The sequence below is a fragment of the Streptomyces sp. NPDC030995 genome (assembly GCF_055571215.1).
Map to the genome: position 1 here is coordinate 262545 of NZ_JBVIFS010000009.1, position 12163 is coordinate 274707.

At 71.5% G+C, this 12163-nt stretch carries 10 protein-coding genes; 8 read left to right on the top strand and 2 right to left on the bottom strand.

The genetic code is table 11. The features are described from left to right. Window positions 1-193: 193 nt before the first annotated feature. Window positions 194-1279: a branched-chain amino acid aminotransferase gene (locus ACZ45T_RS17165; RefSeq protein ID WP_468441953.1), complete on the top strand. Its 1086-nt coding sequence runs from the start codon at window positions 194-196 to the stop codon at window positions 1277-1279. A gap of 67 nt (window positions 1280-1346) precedes the next feature. On the opposite strand, the gene ACZ45T_RS17170 is transcribed toward ACZ45T_RS17165, so the two are convergent. Further along, the gene (locus ACZ45T_RS17170; RefSeq protein ID WP_468441955.1) at window positions 1347-2774 is read right to left on the bottom strand and encodes a cytosine permease; all 1428 of its coding nucleotides are present in this window, start codon (window positions 2772-2774) and stop codon (window positions 1347-1349) included. 157 nt (window positions 2775-2931) lie between these two features. Between ACZ45T_RS17170 and ureA the strand changes: the two genes are divergently transcribed. The 6 genes from ureA to ACZ45T_RS17200 all read left to right on the top strand — a co-directional run bounded on the left by ureA (window position 2932) and on the right by ACZ45T_RS17200 (window position 10599). Further along, on the top strand, window positions 2932-3708 hold the full coding sequence (gene ureA, locus ACZ45T_RS17175; protein WP_468441957.1) for an urease subunit gamma: 777 nt from the start codon (window positions 2932-2934) through the stop codon (window positions 3706-3708). Between the two features lie 56 nt (window positions 3709-3764). Beyond that, window positions 3765-5447, top strand: a complete 1683-nt coding sequence (locus tag ACZ45T_RS17180; RefSeq protein ID WP_468442007.1) for an urease subunit alpha — start codon at window positions 3765-3767, stop codon at window positions 5445-5447. 30 nt (window positions 5448-5477) lie between these two features. Then, window positions 5478-6545 carry an agmatine deiminase family protein gene (locus ACZ45T_RS17185; protein WP_468441959.1) on the top strand — a complete coding sequence of 356 codons (1068 nt, stop codon included), beginning with the start codon at window positions 5478-5480 and terminating at the stop codon, window positions 6543-6545. Between the two features lie 29 nt (window positions 6546-6574). Next, window positions 6575-7195, top strand: a complete 621-nt coding sequence (locus ACZ45T_RS17190; protein ID WP_468441961.1) for a TetR/AcrR family transcriptional regulator — start codon at window positions 6575-6577, stop codon at window positions 7193-7195. A gap of 313 nt (window positions 7196-7508) precedes the next feature. Continuing rightward, complete coding sequence (gene cimA / locus ACZ45T_RS17195) at window positions 7509-9128, top strand: citramalate synthase (protein ID WP_468441963.1); 1620 nt, start codon at window positions 7509-7511, stop codon at window positions 9126-9128. Between the two features lie 112 nt (window positions 9129-9240). Next, complete coding sequence (locus ACZ45T_RS17200; protein WP_468441965.1) at window positions 9241-10599, top strand: hypothetical protein; 1359 nt, start codon at window positions 9241-9243, stop codon at window positions 10597-10599. Between the two features lie 50 nt (window positions 10600-10649). On the opposite strand, the gene ACZ45T_RS17205 is transcribed toward ACZ45T_RS17200, so the two are convergent. Then, window positions 10650-11276 (bottom strand): YceI family protein, encoded by a 627-nt coding sequence (locus tag ACZ45T_RS17205; protein WP_468441967.1) that lies wholly within the window; start codon window positions 11274-11276, stop codon window positions 10650-10652. A gap of 285 nt (window positions 11277-11561) precedes the next feature. Here ACZ45T_RS17205 and ACZ45T_RS17210 point away from each other — a divergent pair. Continuing rightward, window positions 11562-12163 (top strand): carboxyl transferase domain-containing protein (locus ACZ45T_RS17210; protein ID WP_468441969.1); only part of this gene is annotated, 602 nt, incomplete at its 3' end.

A 12163-nucleotide genomic window follows, 5' to 3' on the forward strand; every position in this document is an offset into this window, starting at 1 on the left:
TCACAAAGGGACCCGGCGGCTTCTCCTGTGCGGCCCCGGGTGCCACCATCTCCCCTGGGCCGCTGCCCCGCTTCTCCGTATGCTCCCCGCGCGCGATAATCGAACGCGAGGCCGCGGAATGCGGGGAAGCTCGGACGTCCTAGTACGCCGTGAGCGCGGTCAGCCATACACAACCGGTGAAGGACAAGCACTCATGACGACGCCCACGATCGAGCTCAAGCCCTCCTCGAACCCGCTGTCCGACGCGGAGCGCGAGGCGATCCTGGCCAGCCCCGGCTTCGGCCGCCACTTCACCGACCACATGGTGACGATCAAGTGGACGGAGGGCCGCGGCTGGCACGACGCCGAGCTGGTCCCGTACGCGCCGCTGTCGATGGACCCCGCGAACATGACCCTGCACTACGCGCAGACGATCTTCGAGGGCCTCAAGGCGTACCGCCAGCCCGACGGCACCGTGGCCACCTTCCGCCCGCAGGCCAACGCCGAGCGCTTCCAGTCCTCCGCCCGCCGCATGGCGATGCCGGAACTGCCGACCGAGCTGTTCATCGACGCCTGTGACGCGCTGATCAAGCAGGACCGCGCCTGGGTGCCGGACTCCGGCGAGGCCTCCCTGTACCTGCGGCCGTTCATGTTCGCCTCCGAGGTCGGCCTCGGCGTCCGCCCGGCCAACGAGTTCCTCTTCATCGTGATCGCCTCGCCCGCCGGCGCGTACTTCCCCGGTGGCGTCAAGCCCGTCTCCGTCTGGCTCTCCGAGGAGTACGTGCGCGCGGTCAAGGGGGGCACCGGTGCGGCCAAGACCGGCGGCAACTACGCGGCCTCGCTCGTCGCCCAGGCCCAGGCCGCCGAGCACGGCTGCGACCAGGTGGTCTGGCTCGACGCCGTCGAGCACCGCTGGATCGAGGAGATGGGCGGCATGAACCTGTACTTCGTGTACGGCGACCGCATCGTCACCCCGGAGCTCACCGGCTCGCTCCTTCCCGGCATCACCCGCGACTCCCTCCTCACCATCGCCCGCGACCTCGGCTACACCGCCGAGGAGGGCCGGATCACCACCGAGGACTGGGAGCGCGACAACGCGAACGGCACCCTGACCGAGGTCTTCGCCTGCGGCACCGCCGCCGTGATCACCCCGGTCGGCTCGGTCAAGTCCGAGCGCGCCAACTGGACCCAGGGCGACGGCGAGCCCGGCCAGGTCACCATGCGGCTGCGCAAGGCGCTCCTGGAGCTCCAGACCGGCCACTCCGCGGACACCCACGGCTGGATGCACCAGCTGGGCTGAGCCCGGACACGTGACGAAGGGCCCGCCTCCCGATCGGGAGGCGGGCCCTTCGCGCGTACGGACCCGCTCAGGCGGCCGCGGCCGCGGGCTGCGGCTCCTGCGCGGCGACCGGGACCGGGGCCGTACGGGCCGTGAGGGCCGTGTAGACCAGGCCGCCCGCCAGGCCGGAGAGGACGAAGGAGCAGTCCACGCCGCCGGTCAGGGCGAGCAGCGGGCCCTCGTAGAAGGGGGTGGTCACGGCGAGCAGGCCGACCCCGGCGCCGATCGCCCAGGAGGCGGTGGCGGCGAGGTTCCAGCCGCCGCGGTACCAGTAGATCCCGCCCACCGAGCGGCGGTTGAACACTTGGAGGGCGTCGGCGTCGTACCGGCCGCGGCAGCGCACGTACCCGATGAGGGTGATCACGGCCCACGGGGTGCCGATGGCGGTCAGCAGCAGGACGAACGAGGTCATCGCGGACTGCACGTCCCACTCGAAGGAGCCGATGAAGACGAAGGCGGTGGCGACGGCGGCGGCGACCAGGGTGGCCGTGGTGCGGGTGGCCTTGGGGACGATCGCGTCGAGGTCGAGGCCCATGGAGTAGAGCATCAGCCCGGCGTTGCCCACCGAGCCGGCCGCGGCGGCGGCGAGCAGCGGAAGCAGGTACCAGAAGGGCGCGGCCTCGACGAGCGGCCCGGCGTAGTCGGCGCCGGCCTCGGCGGCGAGCGCGGTGTAGGTGCCGAACAGCTGCGGTATCAGCAGGCCGACGAGCAGGCCGAGACCGGTGGCCCAGAACACCTTGCGGAAGCTGTGCTTGCGGGGGGAGATGTAGCGGGTGTAGTCGCCGAGCAGCGTGATGAAGGCGACGGGGCCGCTCAGTCCGGCGGCGACGGCCGCGAGCAGCCAGGTCGGCCAGAACGAGCCGAGCAGGTACGCGGTGTCCGGCGGGGCGGCGGTGGTGAAGTCGCCGGAGTAGGCGAAGACGCCGACGGCCAGCAGGACCACCATGCCGACGGACAGGATCTTGCTCATGCGCAGCAGCAGCCGGTAGCCGAAGACGGCCCCGACGACGGTACACGCGGCGAGTACGCCGTACATCACGGCCCGCGAGACGCCCGTGTCCGGCAGTCCGGTGAGGCGGGACAGGGCGCCGACCATCACGTCGCCGCCGATCCACAGGGTGAGGGCCGTGTAGCCGAGCGAGAGCAGCAGGCCGACCACCGAGCCGACGAGGCGGCCGCGGACGCCGAACTGTGCGCCGCTGGAGGTGGACAGGTTGGTGGCGGTCCGCAGGGATACCAGCGCCAGCGGCGCGGTGAAGGCGATCCCGACGAGGGTGCCGGTCACGATGGCGGTGACCGAGGGCCACAGGCCCAGTCCGAAGGACGGGGGCAGCCAGCCGAAGACGATCACGCCGAGGCAGAGGTTGGAGCCGAGGAGGATCGAGATCAGGTCGCGGGGACCGCTCGTCCGCTCCTCTTCGGGGATGGTGTCGACTCCGCGCTGTTCGATGGGCATGGGGGGACTCCCTTGGCACGGCGGGGGATGGTTGCGCATTTGTTTGAGCGACACTCAATGTGACCCAAGCCCTGGTCTCAGGTCAATGATTCCCTGCAAGGAAATGAAGAGTTAGAGTGATGCTCTAACCCATCGACTCAAGAGGTGGTGGATCGGCGTGCGGCTGACCCCTACGGAGCGCGACCGGCTGCTGCTCCGCAGCGCTGCGGAACTGGCCAGGGCCCGACGGGCCCGGGGCCTGAAGCTCAACGTCCCGGAGGCCACCGCGCTCATCGCGGACACGGCCTGCGAGGCCGCGCGCGACGGCAAGCGGCTGGCGGAGGCCATCGAGGAGGCCCGCGGCGTGCTGGGCTCCGACGACGTCCTGCCGGGCGTCGCCGACGTGGTCACCGAGGTGCACGTGGAGGCCGTCTTCGACGACGGATCCCGTCTCGCGGTGATCTCGTCCCCCATCCGGGGCGCGGCGTCGCTCGGCGACGGCGCCCCGGGCGCGGTCGTCCCCGGCCCCGGCGCCCCCCAGCCGGAGCCGGTCCTGCACCTGCACGTGCGCAACACCGCCGCCGTGCCGGTGAGCGTGACCTCCCACTTCCACTTCTTCGAGGCCAACCCCCGGCTCGACTTCGACCGCGCCGCGGCCTACGGGATGCGGCTGTGCGTGCCGGCGGGCTCGTCCGTCCGGTTCGACCCCCACGGCGAGGGCGAGGTCGGCCTCGTCCCCATCGGCGGCGAGCGCATCGCCATCGGCTTCGCGGGCCTGGTCGACGGGCCCCTGGACGCCCCCGGCGCCAAGTCGCTCGCGCTGACGAGGGCGGCGGCGTGCGGATACCTGGGCGCGGACCCGGGGCCTGCCGCCTCCGGCGCGGCCGAAGACGCCCCGGGCGCCGCCCCGGCCCCGGGCGGCGACACCACCGGCCAGGAAGGAACCCAGGCGTGAGCCGCCAGACCCCCCACAGCGACCACAGCGCGCACTGCGCTCCCGGCAGCCGGCACATCGACCCGCACGAGTACGCCTCCGTCTTCGGCCCCCGCGCCGGGGACCGGGTGCGGCTCGGCGATTCGGGGCTCACCGTCCGGGTGGAGTCCGACTCCCAGAAGCCCGGAGACGAGTTCCTCGCCGGTTTCGGCAAGACCGCCCGCGACGGCCTGCACCTGAAGGCCGCCGCCGTCCGCGATACCTGTGACGTCGTGATCAGCAACGTGCTGGTCATCGACGCCGTCCTCGGCATCCGCAAGGTCTCCATCGGCATCCGCGAGGGCCGGATCCACGCGATCGGCCGCGCCGGCAACCCCGACACCCTCGACGGGGTCGACGTGGTGGTCGGAACAGGCACGAGCATCGTCTCCGGCGAGGGCCTGATCGCCACCGCCGGCGCCGTGGACACCCACGTCCACCTGCTCTCCCCGCGGATCATGGAGGCCTCGCTCGCCGCGGGCGTCACCACGGTCATCGGCCAGGAGTTCGGCCCGGTCTGGGGCGTCGGCGTCAACTCCCCGTGGGCGCTGAAGCACGCCTTCAACGCTTTCGACGCCTGGCCCGTCAACATCGGCTTCCTCGCCCGCGGCTCCTCCTCCGACGCCGCGCCCCTCGTCGAGGCCCTGGCCGAGGGCGGCGCGTCCGGCTTCAAGGTCCACGAGGACATGGGCGCGCACACCCGCGCCCTGGACACCGCGCTGCGGGTGGCCGAGGAGTACGACGTACAGGTCGCCCTGCACAGCGACGGCCTCAACGAGTGCCTCTCCGTCGAGGACACCCTGCGCGTCCTGGACGGCCGCACCATCCACGCCTTCCACATCGAGGGCTGCGGCGGCGGGCACGTCCCCAACGTGCTCAAGATGGCGGGCGTGCCGAACGTCATCGGCTCGTCCACCAACCCCACCCTGCCCTTCGGCCGGGACGCGGTCGCCGAGCACTACGGCATGATCGTCTCCGTCCACGACCTCAAGCCGGACCTGCCGGGCGACGCCGCCATGGCCCGCGACCGGATCCGCGCCGGCACCATGGGCGCCGAGGACGTGCTGCACGACCTGGGCGCGATCGGCATCACCTCCTCCGACGCCCAGGGCATGGGCCGCGCGGGCGAGACCATCCGCCGCACCTTCGCCATGGCCGCCAAGATGAAGGGCGAGCTGGGCCCGCTGGCCGGCGACGGCGAGGGCGACGACAACGCCCGCGTCCTGCGCTACATGGCCAAGCTGACCATCAACCCGGCCATCGCCCACGGCCTGGCCCACGAGATCGGCTCCATCGAGGTCGGCAAGCTCGCCGACATCGTGCTGTGGCGCCCGCAGTTCTTCGGCGCCAAGCCGCAGCTGGTCCTCAAGTCCGGCTTCCCGGCGTACGGGGTCACCGGCGACCCCAATGCGGCCACCGACACCTGCGAACCGCTGGTGCTCGGCCCGCAGTTCGGCTCGTACGGGGCCACCGCCGCCGACATCTCCGTCGCCTTCGTCTCGGCCGCCGCGGCGGCCCTCGGCAGCGACGAGATGCCGACCCGCCGACGCCGCGTCGCCGTCCGCGGCACCCGCGGGATCGGCCCCAAGGACCTGCTCCGCAACTCCCGGGTGGGCGCGGTCGATGTGGACGCGCGCAGCGGACTCGTCTCCCTCGACGGGGAACCGCTGCGCTCCGAAGCCGCCGAATCGGTCTCCCTCAACCGCCTGTACTTCCTGTAAGTCAGCACAGCCCGTAAGGACCTTCCCGCCATGACTCCCACGCAGCCCGCCTCGCCCGGCACGCCCGCCAAGCCCGCGGACGCCGGATTCCGGATGCCCGCCGAGTGGACGCCCCACGAGCGCACCTGGATGGCCTGGCCCAGCCCCAACCCCACCTTCACCAACGAGCAGGAGCTCGCCGAGGCCCGCGAGGCCTGGGGAGCCGTCGCGCGCGCGGTGCGCACGTACGAGCCCGTGACCCTCGTCGTCTCGCCCGGTGACGCGGACAGCGCCCGCGCCGTCGTCGGCGCCGACGTGCAGCTGGTCGAGCAGGAGCTCGACGACGCCTGGATGCGCGACATCGGCCCGACCTTCGTCACCAACGACGCCGGCGAGCTCGCGGCCGTCGACTGGACCTTCAACGGCTGGGGCGCCCAGGAGTGGGCCCGCTGGGACCACGACTCGAAGATCGCCCGGCACGTCTCGGACGTGATCGGCACCCGCACGTTCAGCACCGCACTCGTCAACGAGGGCGGCGCCATCCACGTGGACGGCGAGGGCACGGTGCTCCTCACCGACACGGTGCAGCTGGGCAAGGGCCGCAACCCCGACTGGACCCGCGAGCAGGTCGAGGCGGAGATCCACGCCCACCTCGGCACCACCAAGGCGATCTGGCTGCCGTACGGCCTGGCCGGTGACTACGGCACCTACGGCACGCAGGGCCACGTCGACATCGTCGCCGCCTTCGCCCGCCCCGGCGTCGTCATGGTGCACACCCAGCCCGACCCGGCCCACCCGGACCACGAGCGCTGCAAGACCATCGCCGCCATCCTGCGCGCGTCCACCGACGCCCGGGGGCGGCAGCTGGAGGTCGTGGAGATCCCGGCGCCGACCGTGCTGGAGGAGGACGGGGAGTGGGTGGACTACTCCTACATCAACCACTACCTGTGCAACGGCGGCGTGGTGCTGTGCTCCTTCGACGACCCGCGCGACGAGGAGGCCGCCGAGATCTTCCGCGGACTGTTCCCCGAGCGGACCGTGACGCTCGTTGACGCACGTACGATTTTCGCCGGGGGTGGCGGTATCCACTGCATCACCCAGCAACAGCCGAAGGTCTGACCGGCGGCGGACGGACGAGGAGTGGGGCCATGACGGCGGGTGGAGTACCGGTACGGGCGGCGCGCAAGAACGCGCCCCCGCGCGAGGACGTACTCGTCGCCGCCATGGCCACGATCGCCGAGCGCGGCCTCGAAGGCCTGACCATGGCCGGGCTGGGCCGCGAGGTCGGCATGAGCAGCGGCCACCTCCTCTACTACTTCCGCAGCAAGGACGAGCTCCTGCTGCAGACCCTGGAGTGGAGCGAGGCGGAGCTCGGCAGCGCGCGCCGGGCCCTGCTGTCCCGGCGCGGTCCGGTGCGCCAGCGCCTGCAGGCGTACGTCGACCTGTACGTGCCCACGCAGGCCCGCGACCCGCACTGGACGCTGTGGCTGGAGGTCTGGAACCGCTCCCAGAACGCCGGCCCCGAGGAACGCGACCGGCAGGCGGCCATCGAGGGCGCCTGGCACCGCGACCTGGTGGCCCTGCTCGCCGAGGGCATCTCGCGCGGGGAGCTCCGGCCGGTGGACCCCGACCGCGTGGCGGCCCGTATCCGGGCCCTGCTGGACGGATTCAGCATCCAGCTGGCCGTTGGTCTGCCGACGGTGGACCGGGAGGCCATCCTGGACCACGTCCGGGAGTTCCTCACGGAGACGCTCAGCCCCCGTACATGAATCCGGCCCCGCCGCGCTGCCCGCATGCTGAGATCACTGTCCATCCGCGGCGGGCGGTGTGGCAGACTGCGAGCGTGCCTGCTCAGCTCATGATTATCGCCAGCAGCGCGCCGGTCCCCAGTGGCCGCTGAACCGTGGAAGAACTTCGCGGAAGCGGCCACCGTGCCTCGGACCCGCGTGCAGACCTCTCGCTACCCGCGAGAGGTTTTTTCGTTTCCCGGCCCATCCCAGCCGGGAACGGACTGCGCGCGATGATGGGGGCAGTGGAACCCGGACATCCGGAAACCACTCATCCGACAGGAGTCAGATCAGCATGACGACGACACCAGAGGCGGCAGCAGCGGTCCTCGACGACAGCTTCCACGTCTTCGACACCACCCTGCGCGACGGCGCCCAGCGTGAGGGCATCAACCTCACGGTCGCAGACAAGCTGACGATCGCCCGGCACCTGGACGACTTCGGAGTGGGCTTCATCGAGGGCGGCTGGCCGGGTGCCAACCCCCGCGACACCGAGTTCTTCGCCCGCGCCCGTGCGGAGATCGACTTCAAGAACGCCCAGCTGGTCGCCTTCGGCGCGACCCGCCGGGCCGGCGGCTCCGCAGCCCAGGACCCGCAGGTGCGGGCCCTGCTGGAATCCGGCGCCCCCGTGATCACGCTGGTCGCCAAGTCCCACGACCGCCACGTCGAGCTCGCCCTGCGCACCACCCTGGACGAGAACCTGGAGATGGTCCGCGACACCGTCTCCCACCTGGTCGCCCAGGGCCGCCGCGTCTTCGTCGACTGCGAGCACTTCTTCGACGGCTACCGTGCCAACGCCGAGTACGCGAAGTCCGTCGTGCGCGTGGCCCACGAGGCTGGCGCCGACGTCGTCATCCTCTGCGACACCAACGGCGGCATGCTGCCCGCCCAGGTGACGGCGGTCGTCGCGACCGTCCTCGCCGACACCGGCGCCCGCCTGGGCATCCACGCCCAGGACGACACCGGCTGCGCCGTGGCCAACACCCTGGCCGCCGTGGACGCCGGCGCCACCCACGTCCAGTGCACGGCGAACGGCTACGGCGAGCGCGTCGGCAACGCCAACCTCTTCCCCGTCGTCGCGGCCCTGGAGATCAAGTACGGGCGCACGGTGCTCCCCGAGGGCGCGCTCGCCGAGATGACGCGGATCTCGCACGCGATCGCCGAGGTCGTGAACCTCACCCCCTCCACGCACCAGCCGTACGTCGGCGTCTCCGCCTTCGCGCACAAGGCGGGCCTGCACGCCTCGGCCATCAAGGTCGACCCGGACCTCTACCAGCACATCGACCCCGAGCGGGTCGGCAACACCATGCGGATGCTGGTCTCCGACATGGCCGGCCGCGCCTCCATCGAGCTCAAGGGCAAGGAGCTCGGCGTCGAGCTCGGCGGGGACCGTGCGCTGATCTCCCGGGTCGTGGAACGGGTCAAGGAGCGCGAGCTCCAGGGCTACACCTACGAGGCGGCCGACGCCTCCTTCGAACTGCTGCTGCGCGCGGAGGCCGAGGGCCGAGCCCGCAAGTACTTCCGCATCGAGTCCTGGCGCGCGATCGTCGAGGACCGCCCGGACGGCACCCACGCCAACGAGGCCACGGTCAAGCTGTGGGCCAAGGGCGAGCGGATCGTCGCGACGGCCGAGGGCAACGGCCCCGTCAACGCCCTCGACCGCGCCCTGCGCGTCGCCCTCGAACGCTTCTACCCCCAGCTGGCCAAGTTCGAGCTGGTCGACTACAAGGTCCGCATCCTGGAGGGCAAGCACGGCACCGAGTCCACGACCCGCGTGCTGATCGCGACGACGGACGGCGTCCGCGAGTGGTCCACGGTCGGCGTGGCCCCGAACGTGATCGCGGCGTCCTGGCAGGCCCTGGAGGACGCCTACACCTACGGCCTCCTCCACGCGGGCGTGGAACCGCCCGAGTAGCTCGCCCCGGCGAGGTCCGACGCCGTGAAGCCGACTCCGGCCACGTACGCGGCGGAGTCGTGCTTATGTCCGTCTCACACAGGAAAGTGCCGGTTCGGGTAGCGTCGTGGCTATGAGGACCAGGCTGATATCCGTGCGCTTTGGATCGTTGCTGTCCGGTCTGCTGCTGGCCCTGTCGGCGGCCGCCCTCGTGGGCGCCCCGCAGGCGTCGGCCGCGACCGGAGTCGAAGCTGTGGCGGAGGCCCTCAAGGAGGGCCCGGTCTACGTCGACCCCAGAGCCGAGGCGCAGCTGCCCAAGGCCGAAGCGGACGCGCTCGCGAAGAAGATCAAGGACGCGGGCAAGCCGGTGTTCGTCGCCGTGCTGCCCGCCACCGCCGAGTTCCCGCAGGACAAGGTGTTCGGCGCCGTCCGCGCCGAGACCGGGATCACCGGGCTCTACGCGATCCGGCTCGGTGACGGCTTCAGCGCCCGCGCCGACCAGGCGGTCATGCCGCCGAACGCCGTGCGCAACCTCACCGACGCGGTGAAGGTGGGGGCGCCCGACGCGGTGACCCAGCTCAACAACTTCGTCGAGCAGGCCCTGACCCAGGTCAGGGGCGGCGCCCCCGCTTCCTGGGGCACCACCGGAACGGACGGCGGGGCTCCCGTCGGCGGCCTGATCACGCTCGGCGCGGTCGCCGCGATCGGCGGCGGTGGCGCGTACGCGCTGGTCCGCCGCAACCGGAAGAAGAAGGAAGAGGCCCGGCGCGAGGCCATCGAGCGCCTGCGCGTGGTCGTCGACGAGGACATCACGGCCTTCGGCGAGGAGCTCGACCGGCTCGACTTCCACCCGGGCGAGCCCGGCGCCGACGACTCCATGCGCAAGGACTACGAGCAGGGGCTCGACGCGTACGAGAAGGCCAAGCAGATCATGGCCTCGGTCCAGTACCCCGAGGAGGTCAAGGGCGTGACCCAGGCCCTGGAGGACGGCCGGTACGCCCTGGCCTGCCTGGACGCGCGCCGGCAGGGGCAGCCGGTGCCCGAGCGCCGCGCGCCCTGCTTCTTCGACCCGCGCCACGGGCCGAGCACCGAGGACGCCACCTGGGCTCCGGCCGGCGCGGCGGCCCGTACCGTACCCGTCTGCACGGCGGACGCAGTGCGGCTGCGCGACGGCCTGGACCCGGCGGTCCGTACGGTCGACACCGAGCACGGGCCGCGGCCCTACTACGACGCCGGCCCGGCGTACGGTCCCTGGGCCGGCGGCTACTTCGGCGGCGGCATCCTGCCCGGTCTGCTCATGGGCACGATGCTCGGTTCGATGATGTCCAGCCCCGCCTACGCCTCGGACCTCGGCGGGGGTCCGGGCAGCGGCTTCGACGGCGGGGACGTCTCCGGGGCCGACTTCAACCCGTCCGACTTCGGCGGCGGGGACTTCGGCGGCGGTGGCGGATTCGACGGTGGCGGCGGCTTCGACGGCGGGGGAGGCTTCTGACCTCCCCCCATGGGCCGGGGGTCACGGGGGACCCCCACCCGGTCGGCCGGTCAGGCCTGCTTGATGGCCGAGATGTCGAAGGTCAGCTTCACCTTGTCGCTGACCATCACACCGCCGGCCTCCAGCGCGGCGTTCCACGTCAGGCCCCAGTCGGAGCGCAGGATCTCGGCGGAGCCCTCGAAGCCGACGCGCTCGTTGCCGTAGACGTCCTTGGCCGAACCCGTGAACTCCAGGTCGATGGCGAGCGGCCGCGTGACGTCCTTGATCGTCAGTTCGCCGGTGACGCGGTACGCGTCGCCGCCGAGCTGACGGGCCTCGGTGGAGCGGAAGGTCATCAGCGGGAAGAGCTCGGCGTCGAAGAAGTCGCTGCCCAGCAGGTGGGCGTCACGGTCGGCGATGCCGGTGCTGACCGAGGGGATCTTGACGTCGATGGCGGCCGTGGAGCGGGACGGGTCGGCGCCGTCCAGGTGCAGGGTGCCCTCGTGCTCCGCGAAGGTGCCGCGGACGTTGGTGACCATGGCGTGGCGGACGGTGAAGCCGATGCTGCTGTGGGCCGCGTCGATGACGTAGTCGCCGGTGAGGGCGGCGAGGGCCGGGTCCACTTCCAGCGTGGCGACGGCGGCGGTGGCGCCCTCCTGGATGGCTGCGGTCTGGCTGCGGCGGGTGAAGAGACCCATGGCTTCCTCCTCGGTAGTGTCCTGCACGGTTCGGGCGGTCGCCCGGACGATTCTGTTGAATGTTCAACGACTTCAACGAGGATGACGCTAGACCTATTCCGTTCAAATTTCAACATCTAGGCAGGGTGTCAGGTCGTTTTGTGGAAGCCCCACAAAGGACGAAGGTTGCCTCTGGGGGAGTCCTCACATCCCCAAGCCGCACTGTGCGGGCCACACAGCGGAAGACTCCCGAGACTGTGCGGAATGAACGGAGGTTTTTCATCGCGATCTTCGTAAGGTCGGTACATGACCGTTGTGGACCAGACCCCGAGCGAGCCGACGGACGCCCGCGGGCGCGTGGCCGAGCTGCACTCCCTGCGCGAGCAGGCGCGTCGCGGCCCCAGTGACCGCGCGACCGAGACCCAGCACGCCAAGGGCAAGCTGACCGCCCGTGAGCGCATCGCGCTGCTGCTCGACGAAGGTTCCTTCAAGGAGGTCGAACAGCTCCGCCGTCACCGGGCGACCGGGTTCGGCCTGGAGGCCAAGAAGCCGTACACCGACGGTGTGATCACCGGCTGGGGCACGGTCGAGGGCCGTACGGTCTTCGTCTACGCGCACGACTTCCGCATCTTCGGCGGCGCCCTGGGCGAGGCCCACGCCACGAAGATCCACAAGATCATGGACATGGCCATCGCGGCCGGTGCTCCGCTGGTCTCCCTCAACGACGGCGCCGGCGCCCGTATCCAGGAGGGCGTCTCGGCCCTCGCCGGCTACGGCGGTATCTTCCAGCGCAACACCAAGGCCTCGGGTGTCATCCCGCAGATCTCGGTCATGCTGGGCCCGTGCGCCGGCGGCGCCGCGTACTCGCCGGCCCTGACGGACTTCGTGTTCATGGTCCGCGACACCTC

Excerpts from the sequence above, each read along its gene's own strand:
- ACZ45T_RS17165 (WP_468441953.1), top strand. The coding sequence starts at position 194 with ATGACGACGCCCACGATCGAGCTCAAGCCCTCCTCGAACCCGCTGTCC.
- ACZ45T_RS17200 (WP_468441965.1), top strand. The coding sequence starts at position 9,241 with ATGAGGACCAGGCTGATATCCGTGCGCTTTGGATCGTTGCTGTCCGGT.
- ACZ45T_RS17185 (WP_468441959.1), top strand. The coding sequence starts at position 5,478 with ATGACTCCCACGCAGCCCGCCTCGCCCGGCACGCCCGCCAAGCCCGCG.
- ACZ45T_RS17205 (WP_468441967.1), bottom strand. The coding sequence starts at position 11,276 with ATGGGTCTCTTCACCCGCCGCAGCCAGACCGCAGCCATCCAGGAGGGC.
- ACZ45T_RS17190 (WP_468441961.1), top strand. The coding sequence starts at position 6,575 with ATGACGGCGGGTGGAGTACCGGTACGGGCGGCGCGCAAGAACGCGCCC.
- cimA (WP_468441963.1), top strand. The coding sequence starts at position 7,509 with ATGACGACGACACCAGAGGCGGCAGCAGCGGTCCTCGACGACAGCTTC.
- ACZ45T_RS17170 (WP_468441955.1), bottom strand. The coding sequence starts at position 2,774 with ATGCCCATCGAACAGCGCGGAGTCGACACCATCCCCGAAGAGGAGCGG.